This is a genomic window from Psychrobacter sp. KH172YL61, assembly GCF_007182895.1.
GTDB lineage: Bacteria > Pseudomonadota > Gammaproteobacteria > Pseudomonadales > Moraxellaceae > Psychrobacter > Psychrobacter pacificensis.
The window spans coordinates 2,181,054-2,203,090 of the sequence record NZ_AP019516.1 but is presented as its reverse complement, the minus strand read 5'-3'; the positions used below and the strand labels follow the sequence as shown (position 1 = coordinate 2,203,090).

The 22,037-nt window shown below is 43.2% G+C and carries 8 protein-coding genes and 9 pseudogenes; 11 read left to right on the top strand and 6 right to left on the bottom strand.

What is annotated here, in order from left to right; translation table 11 throughout:
* Positions 1 to 139 precede the first annotated feature (139 nt).
* From PKHYL_RS11670 to PKHYL_RS11635, 8 genes and pseudogenes are all read left to right on the top strand, one after another.
* The gene (locus PKHYL_RS11670; RefSeq protein ID WP_071003455.1) at positions 140 to 949 is read left to right on the top strand and encodes a phosphatidate cytidylyltransferase; all 810 of its coding nucleotides are present in this window, start codon (positions 140 to 142) and stop codon (positions 947 to 949) included.
* A 170-nt stretch (positions 950 to 1,119) separates the two neighbouring features.
* On the top strand, positions 1,120 to 2,328 hold the full coding sequence (ispC, locus tag PKHYL_RS11665; RefSeq protein WP_071003456.1) for a 1-deoxy-D-xylulose-5-phosphate reductoisomerase: 1,209 nt from the start codon (positions 1,120 to 1,122) through the stop codon (positions 2,326 to 2,328).
* A gap of 147 nt (positions 2,329 to 2,475) precedes the next feature.
* Positions 2,476 to 3,851: pseudogene (gene rseP, locus PKHYL_RS11660) on the top strand (RIP metalloprotease RseP).
* A 262-nt stretch (positions 3,852 to 4,113) separates the two neighbouring features.
* A pseudogene (gene bamA / locus PKHYL_RS11655) lies at positions 4,114 to 6,529 on the top strand (outer membrane protein assembly factor BamA).
* Between the two features lie 146 nt (positions 6,530 to 6,675).
* Positions 6,676 to 7,691, top strand: a pseudogene (gene lpxD / locus PKHYL_RS11650) (UDP-3-O-(3-hydroxymyristoyl)glucosamine N-acyltransferase).
* Between the two features lie 52 nt (positions 7,692 to 7,743).
* A pseudogene (fabZ, locus tag PKHYL_RS11645) lies at positions 7,744 to 8,281 on the top strand (3-hydroxyacyl-ACP dehydratase FabZ).
* 173 nt (positions 8,282 to 8,454) lie between these two features.
* Positions 8,455 to 9,235: pseudogene (lpxA, locus tag PKHYL_RS11640) on the top strand (acyl-ACP--UDP-N-acetylglucosamine O-acyltransferase).
* 316 nt (positions 9,236 to 9,551) lie between these two features.
* Positions 9,552 to 10,903, top strand: a pseudogene (locus tag PKHYL_RS11635) (sodium-dependent transporter).
* 122 nt (positions 10,904 to 11,025) lie between these two features.
* Here the strand turns inward: PKHYL_RS11635 and tgt are convergent.
* Positions 11,026 to 12,177 carry a tRNA guanosine(34) transglycosylase Tgt gene (tgt, locus tag PKHYL_RS11630; protein WP_071003467.1) on the bottom strand — a complete coding sequence of 384 codons (1,152 nt, stop codon included), beginning with the start codon at positions 12,175 to 12,177 and terminating at the stop codon, positions 11,026 to 11,028.
* Between the two features lie 100 nt (positions 12,178 to 12,277).
* Between tgt and PKHYL_RS11625 the strand changes: the two genes are divergently transcribed.
* On the top strand, positions 12,278 to 12,589 hold the full coding sequence (locus PKHYL_RS11625) for an SOUL family heme-binding protein (RefSeq protein WP_071003469.1): 312 nt from the start codon (positions 12,278 to 12,280) through the stop codon (positions 12,587 to 12,589).
* Positions 12,590 to 12,690: 101 nt separating this feature from the next.
* On the opposite strand, the pseudogene asd reads toward PKHYL_RS11625, so the two are convergent.
* Positions 12,691 to 13,822: pseudogene (gene asd, locus PKHYL_RS11620) on the bottom strand (aspartate-semialdehyde dehydrogenase).
* Positions 13,823 to 14,277: 455 nt separating this feature from the next.
* Here asd and PKHYL_RS11615 point away from each other — a divergent pair.
* A pseudogene (locus PKHYL_RS11615) lies at positions 14,278 to 15,407 on the top strand (endonuclease/exonuclease/phosphatase family protein).
* Positions 15,408 to 15,938: 531 nt separating this feature from the next.
* Here PKHYL_RS11615 and PKHYL_RS11610 read toward each other — a convergent pair.
* The 4 genes and pseudogenes from PKHYL_RS11610 to PKHYL_RS11590 form a co-directional block, all read right to left on the bottom strand.
* Positions 15,939 to 16,589: a peptidylprolyl isomerase gene (locus tag PKHYL_RS11610; protein ID WP_240365216.1), complete on the bottom strand. Its 651-nt coding sequence runs from the start codon at positions 16,587 to 16,589 to the stop codon at positions 15,939 to 15,941.
* A gap of 135 nt (positions 16,590 to 16,724) precedes the next feature.
* Positions 16,725 to 17,333 carry a SurA N-terminal domain-containing protein gene (locus PKHYL_RS11605; RefSeq protein ID WP_240365215.1) on the bottom strand — a complete coding sequence of 203 codons (609 nt, stop codon included), beginning with the start codon at positions 17,331 to 17,333 and terminating at the stop codon, positions 16,725 to 16,727.
* Between the two features lie 156 nt (positions 17,334 to 17,489).
* Positions 17,490 to 19,833, bottom strand: a pseudogene (locus PKHYL_RS11600) (LPS-assembly protein LptD); the annotation flags it as partial.
* Positions 19,834 to 19,987: 154 nt separating this feature from the next.
* Positions 19,988 to 20,536 carry a hypothetical protein gene (locus PKHYL_RS11590; RefSeq protein WP_240365212.1) on the bottom strand — a complete coding sequence of 183 codons (549 nt, stop codon included), beginning with the start codon at positions 20,534 to 20,536 and terminating at the stop codon, positions 19,988 to 19,990.
* 379 nt (positions 20,537 to 20,915) lie between these two features.
* Here PKHYL_RS11590 and PKHYL_RS11585 point away from each other — a divergent pair, with 379 nt between their 5' ends.
* Positions 20,916 to 22,031 (top strand): aminoglycoside phosphotransferase family protein, encoded by a 1,116-nt coding sequence (locus tag PKHYL_RS11585; protein WP_442966077.1) that lies wholly within the window; start codon positions 20,916 to 20,918, stop codon positions 22,029 to 22,031.
* Positions 22,032 to 22,037: the final 6 nt, after the last annotated feature.

Sequence of the window (22,037 nt, the reverse complement as noted above, 5' to 3'; positions counted from 1 at the left end):
AGGTCGCTAATACCGCTTGCTTACGAGATGATAAACCGTTTTAATGAGGGTCAATGCTATTAATGGGCACAGGTCTATCAACTGTTATAATGCATTTTTTTTGACTGTACCTTCTTCATTATTATAAGGCTCGATAAGTATGTGGCAACGAATTAGAACGGCAATAGTTCTCGTTATTATCGTTGGTATTGCAATGTTTGCGAGCCAAACCCCTATTTTATTCGCACCGCTTTTAGCCGTTGGCGTCATTATCGCAGCTCATGAGTGGGCGAAGTTGATGCCGAAGTGGCGTCAACCTATTGTCTTTGTGCTATTAGTTTTAGTGATAACTGTCGTATCGCTTATGTTGAAGGTGACTTGGTTATTCTGGTGGACGGCCTCGCTTGTCATATGGCTGATGGCATTGTCTTGGGTACGTGCATTCCCAACACAGACAAAATGGTACGGAAAACATCTAGCGTTGTTGGGTGTGGTTATTTTGACAGCCTCCATTACTGCGATTTTTTACCTCTGGCAGCTATCAGCATGGTGGCTACTTTATGTGTTTTTATTGGTCTGGTGTGCTGATAGCGGTGCTTATTTTGTTGGTCGTAAGCTTGGCCGCCGAAAAATGGCACCCAATGTCTCACCAAATAAGAGTATGGAAGGATTGGCCGGTGGTTTGATTACAGGTCTACTGGTAGTCGTTGCGATCAGTGTGTTTAAGCTACAACTGACGGGCGCATCGCTAGTCGCCTTTGTGGCACTATCGGCGCTAACGATTCTGGCTTCTGTGCTTGGTGATCTTTTTGAATCAATGCTCAAGCGCCGTGCTGATGTCAAAGACTCTGGTACCATCTTACCAGGGCATGGTGGTGTACTTGATCGTATTGATTCATTGCTATCTGCAACTCCGATATTTGCACTTGGCTTTTGGGCGATACAGCAGCTAGGTTTGATTGTGGTATAAGACAAAGTCACTTAGCTGATTTTATGATGTGATAAGTAAGCGAAGTGACCGTTTTGGCTAGTCTTTTACAACGGTCTTATTTATTGCTATATAGCTTTATTGCCTTTTATACTGTTCAACCCTCATTTATTCTTTTCTCCTTCTCTAAATACTAAATATCATAGGCATTAATGGTTATGACGCAACGCATTGCCGTACTAGGCGCGACAGGCTCGATTGGCGATAGCACGTTAGCAATATTAGCGGCGCAACCGCAACATTATGAAGTTTACGCATTGTCAGGCTACCACCGTTTAGATAAGCTATTTGGACTTTGTCAGCAGTTTTTACCAAAACGTGTGAGCGTACCTCTATCGGCAGTGGATGATTTTGCTGCGCGGCTTAGTGTGGCAGGGCTTGATATTGAGGTGGTCGGGGGCGAGGCTGGTCTGATAGATATTGCAACCGATACCCAAACAGATACGGTTGTTGCTGCCATCGTAGGCGCAGCAGGACTGCCTTCTACCTTAGCCGCAGCACGCGCAGGTAAGCGTATTTTGCTCGCCAATAAAGAAGCGCTGGTGATGGCAGGGCAGGTCATGATCAATGCGGTCAAAACACATAATGCTACGTTGTTACCCCTCGACTCTGAGCACAATGCTATTTTCCAGTGCTTACCACTCGCTATTCAGCAAGACAACACCCAAATTCATCAGCCAAATCATGGTGTACGCAAACTGTGGTTGACGGCTTCAGGTGGCCCATTTTTGCAGCAGTCTTTTGAACAGATGCAGCAAGCAACTGTTGCAGAGGCAGTCAAGCACCCTAACTGGTCAATGGGCCAGAAGATATCTGTCGACTCAGCCACAATGATGAATAAAGGGCTTGAGTTGATCGAGGCTTGTCATTTGTTTGATCTGCCTGAAAATAAGATAAATGTGGTCATTCATCCACAAAGTATCATTCACTCAATGGTAGAATATAGTGATGGCAGTTTTTTGGCGCAATTAGGCAGCCCAGATATGAAAACGCCGATTGCTCATGCGCTCAGTTACCCGAGCCGTATTGATAGTGGCTCACAGCCATTAGATTTATATGCACTTAGTGGTTTGGAGCTCATTGAGCCTGATCTGCAAAAATTTGCCTGTCTACGCCTTGCTCGTCAAGCAATGCAAGCAGGTACGCAGGCGACTATTGTACTAAATGCAGCCAATGAAATTGCAGTGGCGGCGTTTTTGGATGGACAAATTCGTTTAACTGACATTGCTGATATCAATGAGCGTGCCTTAAACGATATACAGTTGCCACCATTAAACGAAACGGCTGACATAGAAGATATATTGGCCATTGACAAAATAGCGCGTCACCTTACTGATAAGCTTGTGGCAAAATTGGCATAATCGTAGCAATCATTAGCCATAAATAGCCTCTTGGTTAAAAAATGGTACTAATAAACGATATCAGTGAAGATGTTGATGTTGATGTTGATGTTGATGTTGATGTTGATGTTGATAAAAGATGCTAAGCAACAATACTGAGAAAAGATCATGACGTTTTTATTAACGCTTCTTGCGGCAATATTTGTCTTAGGTCCACTCATTGCCTTACATGAGTGGGGGCACTATATCGTGGCACGGATGTGCGGCGTCAAAGTATTAACATACTCTATCGGTTTTGGCCCTAAACTATTTGGTTGGACCAGCAAAAAAGTGGCATCGATTATCGTATCTCAGCATTGCCACTGGGCGGCTATGTCAAAATGCTTGATGAGCGTGAAGGCAATGTCGCAAAAGATGAACAGCATCTTGCGTTTAATTATCAGCATCCGCTCAAGAAGATTGCGATTGTCGCCGCTGGGCCTATCATGAATTTCATCATTGCTATTGCGCTCTTTTGGGTGTTGTTTATGACGCCGTCTGAGCAATTGGCTACCAAAATTGGGCAAGTGCTGCCAGATACCCCAGCTGCGATGGCGCAGTTACCTGTCGGTGATAAGATTGTTGCGATTGATGGGCACGATGTACAGACGTGGGAAGGTATCAATTATCGCCTTGCAGGACGGATGGGTGAGACAGACAATGTGAGTATTACACTACAGTCAGATGCTCAACCCAATCAGTCGATCAAAACCTATCAAGCACCAGTCACACAATTTATGCAAGGTGATGCACAAGGTAAAGACGCGCTAACCAGCTTTGGTATGTTACCGTGGCAGCCACAGATTGCCCCGATTGTCGGTGAATTGGCGGCTGATGGTGCGGCTAGCCGTCAAGGTCTACAGGTGGGCGATCGTATTACCGCCATCAATAATCAAAACATTGACGATTGGATTAGCGCCACGCGTATTATTCGTGATAATCCCGAGGTGTTACTTGATTTTACCGTATTGCGTGATGACAAAACGGTGCAATTGCAAATTATGCCGCAAGGTAAAAAAGACAACTTGGGTAATAATTACGGTCAAATTGGCGCCATGGTTGATCAGACTGAGATTGTTATTCCTGATGCTTACAAAACCACCGTGGTTTATGGCCCTGGCGAGTCATTGGTCAAGTCGTTCGAGAAGACTGAGCAACTCGCCGTGATGACGGTAAGCTCGATGGGAAAAATGCTCTCAGGTATGATTGGTCTGGATAACTTGTCAGGTCCGATTACCATTGCCAAAGTCGCCAAGCAAAGCTTTGATATCAGTTGGCAGATGGTATTATCGACGGCTGCATTGATTAGCCTGAGTCTTGCTGTGTTGAATCTTTTACCGATTCCAGTATTGGATGGTGGTCATATCGTTTATCATTTCATCGAACTGATTCGCGGTAAGCCGCTCTCTGAAAGGGTGCAAATGGTGGGGTTAAATATCGGTTTACTCTTACTGGCAAGTTTCATGGTGTTAGCAATTGGTAATGACATCAGTCGGCTGTTTTGATCGGTTAATGAGTAATATAATCAATAAAGCACGATATACTAATGGTTTAATGGCTCTTACGCTTTGATTGTTGCTATTATACGCAAGATACTTTGTGTCATCGCCTCTGTACTAATCGTAATTTTTAGTTTATTTTGTGATTCTTTTTATATAAAGTGTTCTGAGTTAGCCATGCATGGAGTTGCGACTTTGTGCAAATGGGCTGGACAACATATGCTTTTTACCTTAACTTTAGCAAGTTTTTTATTGACGGATAGTGTTTATGCGTACGCCTTTATTTATGAGCGCGGCTGGGTTGCCGTTAGTTGTAGCGATGATGAGTATGCCGGTACAGGCTGCAGAATTTGTAGTGACTGACATCGGTTTCAATGGCTTGCAACGCCTAACCCCTGATAGCCTCTATCCGGTTCTACCTATTACGGTAGGAGATACGGTAAATGACAGTAGCTTAGCTGCCAGTATCAAGGCACTGTATGCGACTGAAAACTTTGCTGATATTCAAAGCCGTGTCGAAGGTGGCAATCTAAGGTTTGATGTTATTGAACGTCCAACCATTGCCGAAGTGAATTTTGAAGGTAATAAGCTCATTCCTAAAGAAGGGCTTGAGCAAGGCCTTGGGAATGCTGGGCTGTCTGTCGGTAATGTACTGAAGCAATCGACCCTGCAAGGCGTTGCTAATGAGCTACAACAGCAGTATATCAGTCAAGGCTATTACAACAGTAATATTGAAGTAGATCAGACGGTACTTGATGGTAATCGCGTCAAGCTTGATGTGCGCTTCATCGAAGGTAAGCCTGCTAAAGTTGTTGATATCAATGTGATTGGTAACAAACATTTTAGTGATGAAGAAATCAAAGATGTCTTTGCTGTAAAAGAATCATCATGGACACGCTTGCTATCAAAATCTGATCGATATGCACAAGAAAAACTGGCCGCCAGTTTAGACAACTTAAAAGCATTGTATCAAAACGATGGTTATGTGCGTTTCGCAGTAGATAACGCGGTACTCAATATTAGTGAAGATAAACGTAGTGTGTTCATCGAAGTCAGTTTGAGTGAAGGTGAGCAATATCAGTTTGGTGACGTCAATTTCTTAGGTAAGCCGACTTTTGATAACAACGAACTAAAAGAGCTGGTTACTTTTGCGCCTAATGAAAAATATTCACAAGCCAAACTGGATGAAACAACAGCCGCGCTCAAGAGACGCTATGGTAACGAAGGATATTATTTAGCCCAAGTTAGACCCGTACCACGCATTAATGACGATACCAAGATGGTTGACGTGGATTATTATATCGATCCTGCACGTCCTATTTATGTTCGCCGTATCAACTTCACAGGCAATCTAAAAACTCAAGATGAAGTATTGCGCCGTGAGATGCGTCAATTGGAAGGGTCTCTTGCCTCTAGTGAAAAGATTCAGCTTTCACGTACACGCCTTATGCGTACCGGTTTCTTCAAAGCAGTTAACGTTGATGTAAAACCAGTACCCAATCAGCCAGATCAAGTAGATGTCAACTATACAGTAGAAGAGCAACCTTCTGGTAGTTCAACGATTGCAGCAGGTTACTCGCAGAGCGGCGGTGTTACTTTTCAGTTGGATTTGACCCAAAATAACTTTATGGGCACTGGTAACCGCGTTAAAGCCGCACTATCACGTTCAGAGACACGTGATTCGTATAGCTTGGGTTACACCGATCCATACTTTACAGAAAATGGCGTCTCACAAGGGGTGAGTGCTTATTATCGCGAAACCAAATACGACGACAGAAACGTTAGTAAATATGTCACCGACGCTTATGGTGCCACGCTGAACTACAGCTATCCTGTTGATGAAACCAAGCGTGTCAGTGCTGGTCTAAATGTCGACAACACGACAGTACGTGGTGGTCGTTTCCTCGGCATATCAAACGCACAAGAAATCATCGATGATGGCGGTACTGTTGAAGACTTCACTGGAGATTTCGAAGGTCGTACTGGCTTTAAAAATGATTATCAGACCTACAACTTATTACTGGGCTGGGATTATAGCACCTTAGATCGCCCTGTATTTCCAAATAAAGGCATGAGCCATACGGTCGATGCGACCATTGGTCTTGGTGATGCCAGTTATCAGAAACTGGTTTATCGCGGCAATATCTACTATCCGATTTATAAAGATTGGGTGGCGCGTGGTTATACCAAGCTTGGCTATGGTAATGATTTGCCATTCTATGAAAACTTCTATGCTGGTGGTTATGGTTCGGTTCGTGGTTATAAATCATCAAGATTGGGTCCTAAGTCGCAAAGCTATAATGATGCCATCAATGATAGTGTTCGTTATAAGGGACGAAAAAGTAGGTGGTAATGCGTTAGTTACTTTTGGTACCGAATTGATTTTACCGATGCCGTTTAAAGGCGATTGGGCAGACCAAGTACGTCCAGTACTATTTGCTGAAGGTGGTCAGGTATTTGATACAAGTGACAAAGAAGACCGTACCTTCGTTAATCCTGGCACTGGTGAGGATACAGGTGTACCACTATTGACCCAAGACAACGAATTCCGCTTTAGTGCAGGTGCGGGCGTGACATGGTATACACCAATTGGTCCAATTTCACTCAGTTATGCCGTACCTTTTGGTGATAAAGAAGGGGACGAAACTGAAAAAGTCCAATTCCAGATCGGTAATACATTCTAGATCGCTAATATTATCTAAATATATCTAATCGTTCTCAAATATTTGTCTAAGTAAGTTAGAATGTCATTAGTTTCCAGTAGGTCGTCAAAACACATTGTTATTTTGACGACCGTTTTATATATAACAATAGTCTATTAATAGTCATTATGATAACGATTGAGCAACTTATCACTCGGATTGAGCAGCGTCAGCCCATTATCAATAAGGCTGATATTAGTGCTGAGCAGTTACGTCACCCATTTAACAGTGTTGGAAGTTTAACTACTGCTGACCAAAAGCAGCTAAGCTTTTGGCAGACCCTCACTATATCTCTAGTTTGTCCGGTAGCCAAGCAGGTGCAGTATTGATCACCCAAGCGTATCGTGACCAAGTACCTGACTCGGCCTTAGCGTTGGTTGTCTCTGACCCATACCTAGCTTATGCCAGCGCTAGCCAACTATTTGCCCGTCAGTCACTATCTGCTGGAATCCATCCTAGTGCTGTGATCTCTGATAGCGCTGTGATTGGTGATGAGGTTAATATTGGTCCTTTTTGTGTCATTGGCGACTATGTGCAGATAGGAGCGCGTAGCTCACTTGATGCCCATGTAGTGATCGAGGCGCATTCTGAGATCGGTACTGACAGTGTTATCAAATCGCAAGTGGTTATTGGTCATGATTGTGTCATTGGTAACTACGCAAGATTGCATGTGGGTGCGAGCATTGGTGCCGAAGGGTTTGGCTTTGCTCCTACCAACAACCCTAGTGTTTCAGGCTGGGAGCGGATCGCTCAGCTAGGCCGTGTGATTATTGGTGATCATGTACGCATTGGTAGTCACACCTGTGTCGATCGCGGCGCCATTGATGATACGGTTATTGGCAATCATGTTATCATTGATAATTTGGTTCAAGTTGCTCATAACGTACGTATTGGTGACGGTACTGCCATTGCCTCCCAAACGGGTATTGCCGGTAGTACGACGATAGGTAAACGCTGCATTATTGGCGGTGCTGTCGGTATCACAGGGCATATCGAAATTACAGATGATGTGGTTTTATCAGGTATGACCATGGTTACCAAATCTATAAAAACTGCTGGTTCTTACTCTTCTGGAACTGCTGCTATGCCAACTGCTAATTGGCGCCGTGCAGCGGTACGCTTTCGTCAGCTTGGTCGTGATTAATGCGAACACATACAAACAATAAACATCCAAAACATAGCAAGGAAGCCTCATTATGAGCAATGACCATATAGATATCCCAACTGATGAAGACATCAAAAGCTTGGCTGAGCAAGGTCTTACCCTGCCACTAAAGTATCATACGATTAAGCATTATTTACCACATCGTTATCCCTTTTATGTTGGTCGATAGAGTGGTCGCTTGTACACCAGGAGAGTGCATTACGGGTATCAAAAATGTGACCATTAATGAAGAGTTTTTTAATGGGCATTTTCCAGACGAGCCAATCATGCCAGGGGTATTGATGGTAGAGGCAATGGCACAGGTTTCAGGCATACTTGGGTTCATTACCGCAGGTCTGACTTCAAAAGATGGCTATCTGTATTTGTTTGCTGGTGTGGATAAAGTGCGTTTTAAGCGCCGAGTCATTCCTGGTGATCAACTCACCATTCGTGCCAAGACAGTGATGCAGCGCCACGGTATTTATAAGTTTGATTGTACGGTGCATGTCGAAGACGAACTTGCTGCGAGTGCTCAAATCATGATTGCGCGTCAAGAGCAGCAAAAAATCAAAGACAGTAAAAGTGCCTAAGTTTGTAATAAGTTAGCATTCATAAAGCGCTATATCGAATCGATCTTCACAATTATAATGAGCTATTATATTGATATTTAACAAAGCAGCGGATATTGGCCTCATTCATGAAGCCAAACTGGCTGTATTTGGCTGACTATTTATTTGCATTAAATGATACAAGGGCCCACATCATGAGTCAGATTCACCCTACAGCACTCATCTCACCATCTGCACAGATTGATGAGACTGCCATCATTGGTCCCTACTGTATCATTGGTGATGAAGTGTCAATTGGACCACATACTGTGTTGCATAGGCATGTCGTTGTCACAAAGTTAACGCGTATCGGTGCACACAATCAATTCTATCAGTTTGCGAGTGTTGGAGAGGATCCTCAGGATCTAAAGTATGCAGGTGAGCGTACTTGGCTTGAGATTGGCGATCACAATACGATTCGCGAAGCTTGTAGCCTACATCGCGGTACTGCACAAGATAGTGAGCTAACCAAGATAGGTAGTCATAACTTGTTGATGGTCAATACTCATGTGGCGCATGATTGCGTGATTGGCGATCATAATGTGCTGGCAAATAATGTTGGTGTTGCAGGTCACGTGACTATCGGCAGCCATACAATCATCGGTGGTAACTCAGGCATTCATCAGTTTTGTACAGTAGATGACTATAGTCTGGTTGGCGGCGCCAGCTTGATTTTAAAAAGACGTCGCAGCGTTTACGATGGTGTCTGGTAATCCAGCAAAAGCTCATGGTCTAAATATCGAAGGCATGCGCCGAAAAGATTGGTCGAAAGAAACCATTGATGTCCTACGCCAAGCGTATCGTACTATTTTTAGATCGGGTCTGACGACAGCGCAAGCTTTAGAGGTTCTGCAAGGTGAGCTACTATCTCAAGAGCCAAAAGTTCAATTGTTGATTGATTCACTACAAAAAAGTCGTCGCGGGGTGGTGCGTTAAACGCATATTGAGCTACGATAGAAGCTAGGCTAGATAGTCGTTTTTTACAGTTTTAATCTGCCTAAATTTTATTAATAAAAGATAATATTGCTAAAAGCCATAACCAATTGTTATGGCTTTTTATATTTATGAGTGCTTGACTTTTTTGGTCGCTTAGCAGAAACTGAGCGTTTATGATATTGTAAACAATTCTTTCTTAATGTTACGGGGCACTCCATATTGAAGTGTTTACTAAATAGTTTGATAGTAGTAGTGACTATTTATGATGATCAAGGAGGATTGTCAGTAGCGTTATTTGAAGTACGAGGACGCAAAAATGGCTATCAATAAACAAGAACATGCGCAATGGAGCTCAAGTTTTGGCTTCGTGTTAGCGGCAGTAGGTTCAGCAGTAGGTTTGGGAAATATATGGAAGTTTCCATATATGGTGGGTGAGAGCGGTGGTTCAGCTTTCGTTATCGCTTATTTATTCTGTATCGCGCTAGTCGGTTTTCCAATATTAGTTGCTGAATGGCTCATTGGTCGCCGTGGACAAAAAAACCCAGTCAACACGTTTGCGGATGTGGCTGCTAGCGAAGGTAAATCTCGTAGCTGGACCATCGTTGGTGCTACTGGTATTTTGGGTGGCTTTTTAATTCTATCCTTCTATAGTGTGATCGGTGGTTGGGCACTTAACTATATCACCAAAGTGGCGTCAGGCAGCTTTACAGGTCAAGATAGTGATTCTGTGGCTGCGACCTTTGATGCGATGCTAGCATCAGCCGGTACATTGACGATTTGGCACACTGTATTCATGATTTTAACGGCCGTTATCGTTGGTATTGGTGTAACGAGTGGTATCGAAAAAGCAGCCAAGATTTTGATGCCACTATTGGGTGTGATCCTTTTCGTTATCGTTGGTTATAACATAATGAATGGCGGTTTTGGTGAGGCAGTTGCTTATTTGTTCACGCCAGACATGAGCAAGCTGACGGCTGACGTTATGCTTGCAGCATTAGGTCATGCCTTCTTCACGCTATCGATTGGTATGGGCATCATGGTTGCTTATGGTTCGTATTTGGGCCGCGAAGTGAACTTGCTAAAAACTGCACGTACCGTTGTTATTTTGGATACGGTTATCGCTTTGGCGGCTGGTTTAGCCATTTTCCCAATTATCTTTAGTAACGGTCTAGATCCTGCGTCAGGTCCTGGTCTGATCTTCGTCAGCTTACCGATTGCTTTTGGTAGCATGAGTGCGGGTATTATCATTGGTGCATTGTTCTTTTGCTTATTACCTTTGCAGCTGTCACCTCATCTATCTCATTACTAGAGCCAACGGTTGAGCTACTAGAAGAGCGTACGTCGATGAGCCGTACCGTATCGACTATCGTTGCCAGTACTGTGATTTGGCTATTAGGCATTGCCGCATTGCTATCGTTTAACCTATGGTCTGAATTTACTATTATGGGTAACGGTATCTTTGATGCCCTAGACAAGATTACCAGTAAGTTCCTGTTACCTCTAACAGGTCTTGCGGCTATCGTATTTGTTGGTTGGAAAATGGATCAGCGTAGTATTCAGCAAGAGCTTGGTTTATCTAATGCGACATGGCAGCTTTGGCAAATTGTTGCAAAATTCATCGCGCCAATCGCTGTGATCGTGGTATTTGTTACCTCACTGATGGGCTAATAGTTATTTACAATGATTTAGACATGCAAATCATTGAGTGATAAAAACAACACATAAAAAGGGCTTAAGAATTATCTTAAGCCCTTTTTATGTCTAATAATATCAATAAATACTAAAATGGATTAACGCAAGTTTAACTCAGGAATGGTTTGTCCACGCTTATTATAAAATTCGCTAACGAATTCATCAAACTGATCTTGCTCAATGGCGTCTCTGATACCTTGCATCAAACGTTGGTAATAGCGCAAGTTGTGAATGGTGGCAAGCTGCGCGCCAAGCATTTCTTTACATTTATTAAGATGATACAAATAAGCACGGCTAAAGTTTTGGCAAGTGTAGCAGTCACATTCAGGATCTAATGGGCCTTCGTCGTTACGATACTGGCTATTACGGATACGTACCACACCAGCATTGTCTGCATCGCCCGTCACAAAGTAATGGCCATTACGCGCGTTACGAGTTGGCATCACACAATCGAACATGTCCACACCGCGGCGTACGCCTTCAACTAAATCCTCAGGCTTACCAACGCCCATTAGATAGCGCGGCTTATCTGCTGGCATATCATCAGGCAGGTAGTCTAGGACGTCCATCATCTCATCTTTTGGCTCACCAACTGAAAGACCGCCGATAGCATAACCATCAAAGCCGATATCTAGCAAACCTTCGAGTGATTGCTGGCGCAAATCGGGATACATACTGCCTTGTACGATACCGAATAATGCGTTGGTGCTACCCAGTCTATTGTGCTCATCAACGCAGCGTTGTCCCCAGCGTAGTGATAGCTCTAGAGATTTCTTTGCTTCATCGTGAGTCGCTGGATAAGGGGTGCATTCATCGAACTGCATGACGATGTCTGAGTTCAAGCTATACTGGATTTGCATGGATTTTTCAGGAGAAAGAAATACTTTGGCACCATCGATAGGCGATTTGAAGTTAACACCTTCTTCGGTAATTTTACGCATGGCCCCCAGACTGAATACTTGGAAGCCGCCTGAATCCGTCAAAATAGGCTTGTCCCAATGCATGAACTTATGCAAGCCGCCAAATTTATCAATCACTTCCGTACCTGGGCGTAACCAGAGGTGAAAAGTGTTGCCTAAAATGATATCAGCACCAATGGCTTCGATATCACGTGGCAGCATACCTTTGACCGTACCATAAGTCCCAACAGGCATAAAGGCAGGCGTCTGCACGTCGCCATGATTGAGATGAACGGTGCCGCGGCGTGCACGCGTTGCACCGCTGGCTGTTTTATGTAAGACAAATTGCATATGTTAACCGATATATGAGCTATGAAAATGGCGCTAATTATAGCATTGTTAGGGGATTTTTTGGATATTGATATTCATTCTGTCAATATAGTCAGTCAGTATGCAGCAAGATGACGGAAAGTGGCGCGTACAATTCGCGATGCCCAGTAAATATACGATGGAGACGTCAGCAAAACCAAATAACCCAGAAGTCGAAATCGTCGAAGTACGAGCTCAAAATTATGACATTATCAAATTCTCAGGATTTACTGGAAGTAATAAAGTAGATAAAAAGACACAAGAACTGCGAAATTGGATGCAAAGCAAACATTTAACGCCTACAGGTGAGCCAGAATTGGCACGTTACGATGAGCCATGGGCATTGCCATTTTTACGTCGTAACGAGGTAATGATTGCGTATGAGCAAAAGTAATACTAGGGCATATAGTCATTGTTCTTAGCCATTTAGGTTCTTGACCACACAAAAAAGACAGCACTTGCTGTCTTTTTTATCTGATATTTTGGTTACTCGATTTAGTTGTTTTGCTCACGAATGATATTTAGCATACGGCGCAATGGTTCTGCTGCGCCCCACAGTAGCTGATCACCAACGGTAAAGGCACCTAAATACTCAGGACCCATTTTGAGCTTACGTAAGCGGCCTAATGCAACTGTTAATGTGCCAGTCACCGCGACTGGCGTTAAGCGATTAATAGTGGCTTCTTTGTCGTCTTCGACCAAGTCTAACCACTCGTTGCCGCTATTTTTTAGGGCGGCTTCAATCTCTTCTAGAGGGATATCTTTTTGAGCTTGATGGTTAGACCTTGCGCATGGCAACGCATTGCCCCGACACGTACACACATACCATCGATAGGAATCGTGCTAGCTTCGTCATTACCAAGAATCTTATTAGTCTCAACGCCGCCTTTCCATTCCTCTTTTGACTGCTTATTTTCTAACTGTACATCGATATAAGGAATCAAGCTACCGGCAAGCGGCACACCAAAGTACTGTGTAGGGAAGTCTGCTGAACGCTGTGTCTGAGCGATTTTTTTATCAATATCAAGAATGGCGCTAGCAGGGTTAGCCAGCTCATCTTGTACCGCGTCATGCAAAACACCCATACCTGAGATAAGCTCACGCATATTATTGGCACCAGAGCCACTAGCCGCCTGATAGGTCATCGCGCTGACCCATTCGACCCAACCTTTATTGAACAGCTCACCAATCGCCATCAACATCAGTGATACCGTACAGTTGCCACCGATAAAGTCTTTTTGCCACTGGCTAGGGCGTCATCAATGACGCTGCGATTGACTGGATCAAGAATGATGATGCTATCGTCTCGCATGCGTAGCGTACTTGCCGCATCAACCCAATAGCCAGTCCAGCCGCTATCACGTAGTGGTTGGTGAACTTTTGACGTATAATCACCACCTTGGCAAGTAATAATCACATCACAGGCAGCGAGTGCTTCAATATCATGAGCGTCTTTTAGTTGGCCAGTTTTAATACCGTCGAATTTTGGCGCATCACCACCAGCATTACTGGTTGAAAAAAAGACAGGCGTAATACCGTTAAAGTCATTTTCTTCTTGCATACGTTGAATCAATACTGACCCTACCATGCCGCGCCAGCCTACCAAGCCTACTGTTAAATTACTCATGAAATTCAGTCCTATTTACAATTATTTGTTGCATCACCAACCGATAACAATGCCGTGAATGGTACAAAAAAGCAAGGCGTTTTGGCTATTATTTACTCGTTTTCCATACACTATTAACTATGTGTACTATAACTTTACGTTATTATTAGAGTCGCGCTTAGGTATTGGCAAAATATATTTGGTTGCCTATAAAGAATAAGGCTTTCGATAAAATAATTATTATTTTGATTGGGTAGGTATTGTAAATTTTTATGGCAGTTGTTGCAGAATCGCGACTCATATATAGGCGAAAATCTTATGAAATGCTAAAGTAAGCTTCTAGCATTCATACTTGACGTCAGTTCATTTAAAACTCAGTTCAGTTAAGATAATGATGTGCGTTGTCATGGAATGAATGGCACAGCACATGTCATTATTGGCCCCATTATCATCTCAATAAACGGTTATCACATACTATGGATCTCTCACTATTATATTACAGCTTACAATGGCTCGCAGGATTCATCGCATTTGTAACGATCTGGGGTTGGGTGCCACTGGATAATTGGTGGGTACGTGGCGTCGAATTCCCACGCATTCAGATAATGGTACTGGGCATTATTGCTTGGATTGGCATGATCATGTTTTTCTCAGAGTGGCAACTGGGACAATGGTTGTTATTTATAGTGCTTAGTATCACGTTAGCGTTTCAACTCAGAATGGTATTGCCCTATACAAGGTTGTGGAAAAAGAAGTTCAAAAAGCGAAAAATAAGCCAGAAGGGGAAGCACATCAATTAAAAATCATGGTGTCAAATGTATTAACACCCAATAATGAAACACAAAAATTGGTTGATTTGGTCAAGCATAGACAGCCCGATATTTTAATTACGCTTGAAACTGATAAAAAATGGGAGAAAGCCTTACAGCAAATTGAGTCTGATTATCCATATACAGTGAAGGTTCCGCTGGATAATCTATACGGTATGCACCTGTACTCTAAGCTTGAGCTCATAGATCCTGAAGTGAAGTACCTAATGATTGATGACATACCTTCTATTCATACGCAGTTACGCTTGCAAGGTGGTCGAGTGATTTGGCTATACTGCTTGCATCCTATGCCTCCAAGTCCAACTGAGGCTGATAAATCTACCACGCGTGATGCTGAGCTGTTGATGGTTGGCAAACACATCAAAGAAAATAAGCAAACCGCGATATTGGCTGGTGATCTCAACGATGTGGCATGGTCAAAAACCACGCGCCGCTTTCAGCGTATTTCTGGGCTGCTAGATCCTCGTATTGGTCGACACTTTATCAACACCTTTCATGTCAAATATCCGTTTCTGCGTTGGGCATTGGATCATATTTTCCATAGTGCTTGCTTTACAGTAGTTGATATCAAACGTATGCCGTCTATAGGATCTGATCATTTTCCTGTCATGACGACTTTACAATATGAGCCAGAAGAAACGAGTAAGCAAGAAGGCAATGCGCCTACTGCAGAAGCAGAAGATGTAGCAGAAGCAGATAGCAAGATTGAAGAAGGTAAAAAAGAAGGCAAGAAAATGTCAGATGAACGCAAACAAGCGCAAGGCAGTTTTAGTTGATAAGAAGTGCGACGTATAGGTTAAAGTTTACTCTTATAACGTAAGCATATGCTTACGTCAAATAAGGTCTTTAGCTTCTATTCGTACCAAATTGATTGTCCTATAATACATTCATCAACACAAGGATACGCAAGGATGCAGTGTTGAGACGGTATCAATAAAAGAACAGGTCAGCCCGCTGTCTTATACGTTACTGTTTATGACTTAGGATGAGTCAACATGGAAGAGAGATAATAACAATAACATGAAGCACTGAAGCCCCGAACCAATCGCCCTAGGTTCGGGGCTTTTCGTGCATCCTTTATCGGTTTGTAATATTCTTGCTATAAACAGCTAAATAGATTGGTTTAACCGTCTGTTAAGTTAATTGTACTTAGGCGGTTTGCTATCCATTATTCTAATTAACTGGCAGTCAATTTCTAAATAAAAAAAGGGCATATGCATTGGCATATACCCTTTTTCTGTGCAAGCTAATTAGTATTATTAGCGTTCAGTGTATTAACTTATGACCAAGCAGTTGAACGTAAGTCTTTAACCGAGTACTTGGATGTAAGCACCTGCACGCAATTCTTGCAACCAGTCTTCTTGTGCTTGAGGCGCTAGGCGTTGATACAAAGCTTGGCGTGCCATATTGCGACGATATTGCTCGCTCACATCCTGCTGACGCTTACCGTCAACCTTTAAAATATGCCAGCCGAATTGAGTTTTGAATGGAGCAGAGTAGTCACCAACGGCTGTGTTTTTCATTGTGGCTTCAAATGGAGCCACCATATCTTCTTCACTGACCCAATCAAGATCACCACCGCGTCCAGCCGATCCTGGATCGTCTGAATAGGTTGATGCTAAGGCAGCAAAATCAGCGCCATTACGCAGTTGCTCATACAAATCATTAATTTTCTGTTCAGCCAGTGCATCTGTCTGTAACTCATCGACTTTTACTAAGATATGACGAGTGTGCCACTGCGGAATTAGCATGGTATCACTGGCTTTTTTATCAGCCAGCTTAACGATATCGATACCTTCAGGCGTTAGTAACGGCTCACTAACTGCACCAATATCGAGATTGGTAATTTTGCTTGATAGCTCTGTCGGCAGGGAGGCCGCTTTGTGAAAGCCCATATCGCCACCTTGAATAGGGGATAGGATAGCTACCTTGGCTTGCAGCAACAGCTTCAGAGACATTGACATTTGGTTCAAGTAAACGAGTACGCAAATCCTGTGCAACTTTTAGCGCTTCCTCACGTTGAGCTGCTGACAGACGGCTGTAGTCATCTATATAAGGAACGCGTACATGCACAGTTTGGTATTCACTTTGGTTCAAACGTTTTGCTTCAGGCGACGCCAAAATGCATCAATATCTTGCTCGCTAATGCGTACTCGGCGACTGATTTGACGCTGCTGCAGCTCTTGAATAGCAGCATCTTCGATCAGTTGAGCACGTAATGCGGCATAACTACCAAGACGCGCGGCATCTAAGCGTTGCTGTAATGCTGAGATGCTATTAAGCCCTTGAGATTGAGCAATTTGAGCAAGGCGTTGATTGATCTCGGTCTCATCAGGAGATAGGCCGACACGTTTTACCATTGATAGTTGCAATTCACGCAAGATAAGCGCGTTTAGTACCTCAGACTGTAGTTGTGCTGAGTTTGCAATTGGCTCGCCTGCCGCTTGTGCACGGGCTTGGGTTTGTGTAATGGCATCAACCAATTCGCTCTTCAAGATAGCGTTTTCATTGACCAAAGCCACGATGCCATCAGTACTATTGGCAGGTGTCAAACGATCGACGGTATTTTGTCCAGCCGGATTCGACGTTTGTGCTACTGCAGGTGCCACCGTGGCTGCTTGAGCGCTCAAAGTGAGCGTAAGGCTGACCCCTATAGACAGTAGTACAGCGCGGCTGGTTTGACGTAAAGAAAAAAATCTCATGATGCTCCTCATCAATATCATCGCATCGGATGGTAGTTGGTCAACACGATCCAATACTTTTAATCATTAAATACCCGACAGTGTTGTCCATAATTGGATTGTAGATAGTGCTTTATACATTTTTATATAAATAATATTTTACTTCAAAAAATCTCGTTAGTCTTTCCATGCAGTTTGGACAGGTTCAAAGCCTAATATCTTATCAGAGAGCAATCGTGTTAAGCGGCTACTGCCACTACCAAGCCCATTCAACCGTATCTCTGCCATAACCGCTTGTGTTGGTTCATCTTTGACGTTTAAGTCATTATAGTAACGACGACCATAAACTGCAAAACCAAAGCAGCAATCTTCATAATCAACGCCGATAAGTGAGTCGAGCATCTTATTACTATTATAGTCATATTGACCTTGAGCCAATATCCGCCAGCTATTGTTGATAGGGAAAACAGCAGAGGCGGTAAATGCGGACAATGGCAACTGATCCGTATTTTCATCACGCTGACGCTTGACATAGCCCACATTGAACAAGCTATTGTCTGATGGCTGATAACGTAGCTCAGTCGTGATATAGCTCAAATCATAGTCGTTAGTCAGCGCACCACTCACATCAACCCAAAAATTATTGTAAGGTTGGGTGCTGGTATCCCATACCATGCCTGAGGAAGAAGAGTTGAAAACTCGTTGTTCATCATCAAGCGTGACACGACCATCATCTATATAGAACTGTTCTGCAATGCTACCATCAAAACGTGTCACACCCGTTGCATCGATGTAACGATAATTGACACCAGGCGTAATAGAGTGCAGATCCTGCAAGCGGTCATGGCCTAAAAACCAACTGTCTGAAAATAGCTGCTCATAGTTAATAGACGCAATACGAGTATTGAAGTTAGGAATATCATTTTGGTTTTTGTACGGTGAATACGTGTATTTCACCCGCGGGCTAAGCAGACGATAGCCACCCATGGTGTCATCAAAAGCGCCAAAGGGTGAGCCTGCTTGGTAGAAATTCAGACCTGCATCAATACTGGCTTGTGGCACAAATACGGATTGGCTACCATCTTCTTCACTGATGTTATTGTCTGCCAAGCTGTCTTCATCATAGGAAGTATAAAGGTGCTGTAGGCTTAGCTTCGGTCTAATATAGCCCCAAGACTTCTCCATCGGATAGACGGCACTTATTTTGTTATAAATGCGTGCGCCGCTCTTTTCATCCTCAGAGCCATCATCAATAGACTTCTTAAAATAGGCAGAATCATGTACACCAGTGATGTCAAAGTTCTTCGCCCACGGCAGTCGATAGTTGAGCTTTAGTTGTGGTAGGCGTGAATAGGGTTTGTCTTTATCCTCTAGAGCCTCACCATTATCAGTAAACGCATCTAACGTTTGAAAGGTTTCTACTTTTAACTCACCATCGACGTAATCATTATAATAATTAACTCGAGCACGCCTTGGTAGGTTGATGGTGTTATCTGATAAACCTAAGGTATCAAAATCATCAAGATAGTCTGCATCTGATACATAGCTATATTTGGCATCACCACTTAATCGCGGAATACTTTTCGATGACCAATAATGATCATAAAAAAAGCTTTTACGATCTTCGTCATTATATTCTTTGTCATTAGGCAAGTATGAACCGTTAAAAATGCCTTCTCCATAGTTTTCGGTCAAATAACGAAACTCACCTGAGAGCATAGGATTACGATCAGTATATACATGCGTATTGAGCGTGGCATCGTAGTTGGGCGCTAGGTTGAAGTAATAAGGAACATCAATCTCAACACCGCTCTTACTACTCACGCTCGCACTTGGTAACAAAAATCCGCTACTACGACGACTGTCTATTGGGAAGTTAAAGTAGGGCAGATAAAAGACCGGTACGTCAGCAATGCGAAAAGTCGTATTATAGGCTTCACCGCGCCCTGTATCAGTATTCAAATCGATACTTTTGGCATCAAATTGCCATTTACGGTTGGTGGGTGGACAGGTGCTAAACATCACCTCGTCCAACTCGTACTCACTATCATTGGGCTTATTCAAGCGTTTAGCGTAGCCGTGTGCTTGTAGCCCAACACTAGCAAAAAGCCACATCGTTGGCTGTTGATTGTCCAGTTTCAGTATTATAATTTAAGCTGTCTGCAACCCCAATCAAACCATCTTTTTTTGCTCTTTCATTAAAGCTGGCTTGAGCGTTGCTTGGTGCATTGCTACGTTGCAGTGATTGTCCTGTCGCCTGATCGGTAAACATGACTCTACCTTGTGCAGCAGCCACGCCATTGCTTAGATTAATCACAACTTTCTCTGCTTCGATATGCTGGGTGCCCTGATCGACTTTCACATTACCTGATAGCTCAGCATAGTTGATATTATTGTAATAACCGTAGTCTGACTCTGTGAATAAAGGTGCTTGATTGTTGGGAATACTGTCGACATCAGGTACGGGTTGTCCATTTGCACCGCCAGCTTCATTCACAGCACGCTGATAATTAGGGTTGCTCTTTGGATAGACCCATTGACCTTCACAGCGTTGTGCACTATCTATAGCGTTTGGCAATAATCGTAAGTTTTTACCGACTTTTGTAATGGTCTGCGCTGTAGGCGCTAAAGTACTCTGTATGTTATCTGACTCAGCATCTTCTATATTATCCACGTCATTTGGAGACAGGAGTCTCTGGTGTAAGCTCATAGAATTCTGCCAAACGCACTAAGCTGTCTTGAATGCTCTCATCACTGATATCTAGCCGACGGTTATCCGCTACGGTATTTTCAGGTGTAGCTATAGCATTAGCGCGTGTGTCGCGGCTTACCTGATCGCTATCTGGCATATTTGATGGTTGTATTGAGGCGGTATCAGAAGACTCATTAATCTCTGTGATATTCAAAACATCATCGGAGGCGCTGTCTTCTAACTTAGCATCGCTTGCGAAACGGGTGTCATCAAAATCAGAGGCAGGAGTCGCTCTTTGAGAATTATCGATCTGTGAGCGCGCGTCTTTATAACGGATATCGTTGTAATCACTGCTTTGAGTCACATTACTGTTATTGGTATCAGGAAGGTAGCTGCTCGTACTACCAGCACTTGATGGCTCAGTTGTCTGTGTGTCAGCATCGTTGATGGCAGCATTAACCGTTAGGCTAGATAAGCCTAAGGCACCAAATAAGATTAAACGAATGCTTTGGTAAAGCGGAGAATATAACAAGGGCACACCTATGATTGCAGAGCCTATTGGATTGCGATACTGAATTGCATAGTCGTATTATTCAACAAGACCAAGTTGTTAATGAACGGCTAAAAAATCACTCATCGATAGCGTCATCTCAAGAATTTGGCTGTTTTACATATAATGACGACTAATCATAGTCAAAAAAAACCAAATCAGCTACACTATTTACCAAAATTTATAATATAGCCAAGCTGTTTTTAAATGAGCTAAAAATTTCAGCTTATCGTTAAATTACTGAATGATATCTTGATATGTCTACTAACGCAGTTGTTGCGGCTTAAGATATGACCATTTTAGCAAGTATTTGCCTGACTTATCACTACTTTAATTATTTATGATTTATATTTAACCTGTGATGCCCATTATGACTGATAAAACCACTATAGAGCCTGACATGACCGATAACAATAACGACAATCGCCAACAACAACTCGAGCATTGGTTGCAGCAAGTATTTGTAGATAAGCCCTTTGATCTAGACAGTTTACCGGGTGACGCGAGTGCGCGCCGCTATCATCGCATTCAACTGCTAGAGGCTGACGGATCAGGAGATACGCGTCATATCGTCATGGATTCTGCTGATGAGCAAGATGCCATGCGGCAGTTCATCAATGTTGCCAAGCTCATGTCGCCTGCAATCAATGTGCCGACGCTCATCGCACAAAATTTAGAAAAAGGTTTTTTGGTGCTACAAGACTTTGGTGCAGTAGAGTTTGCTCATTTGCTGAATGATGCAACACCAGAGCAAATCAATGACTATTATCAGCTCGCCATGCAGACGTTAGTAGCGCTGCAAACGGTACCAGTCGAGACTGCAAAATCTCAGTATCAGCTCCCAGATTACGATACGGCGTTATTAGATCGCGAAATGAATCTGTTTAGTGAGTGGTTTATCCCTTATATCGGCGTAGAGCTGAATGAGGAGGTGTGGGAAAACTTAAAATCGGCACTCATCAATGAAATCCTGCTACAGCCACAAGTCATTGTGCATCGCGACTATCATAGTCGTAACCTCATGCAAGACCAAGCGGACACATCGCGCTTAGGTGTGATTGATTTTCAGGATGCCGTCATCGGCTCTTATGCTTATGATTTAGTATCATTGGTACGCGATGCTTATGTTGAATGGCCAGAGCACCAAGTATCTGCATGGATTAACGACTTTTGGCAGCTACAAAAGCAACAATTGCTAACCACAGCCGATAATGTGGTTCAGCTTGAAAACGACGTTAATGTAATGGGCGTGCAGCGTCATTTAAAAGTACTAGGGATTTTTATTCGATTATCTGAACGCGATGGCAAAGATCGCTATTTGGGTGATATTCCCAAAGTCATGCGTGATTTAATTATTGAATTAAACTGGCTGGCTGAACAAGGTAATGATGCGATCAAGCATGCCGTCCCACCTTTTAATCAATGGCTAAAAGATGCTGTTCTACCTGCATACAAAGGTAAGTTTGCTTCAGCCTAGATGATG

Bases quoted from the DNA above. Each gene is read 5' to 3' on its own strand.
- PKHYL_RS11625 (WP_071003469.1), top strand. From the start codon at position 12,278: ATGCAGCAAGATGACGGAAAGTGGCGCGTACAATTCGCGATGCCCAGT.
- PKHYL_RS11585 (WP_442966077.1), top strand. From the start codon at position 20,916: ATGCCCATTATGACTGATAAAACCACTATAGAGCCTGACATGACCGAT.
- PKHYL_RS11605 (WP_240365215.1), bottom strand. From the start codon at position 17,333: ATGAGATTTTTTTCTTTACGTCAAACCAGCCGCGCTGTACTACTGTCT.
- PKHYL_RS11670 (WP_071003455.1), top strand. From the start codon at position 140: ATGTGGCAACGAATTAGAACGGCAATAGTTCTCGTTATTATCGTTGGT.
- tgt (WP_071003467.1), bottom strand. From the start codon at position 12,177: ATGCAATTTGTCTTACATAAAACAGCCAGCGGTGCAACGCGTGCACGC.
- ispC (WP_071003456.1), top strand. From the start codon at position 1,120: ATGGTTATGACGCAACGCATTGCCGTACTAGGCGCGACAGGCTCGATT.
- PKHYL_RS11610 (WP_240365216.1), bottom strand. From the start codon at position 16,589: ATGTCTCTGAAGCTGTTGCTGCAAGCCAAGGTAGCTATCCTATCCCCT.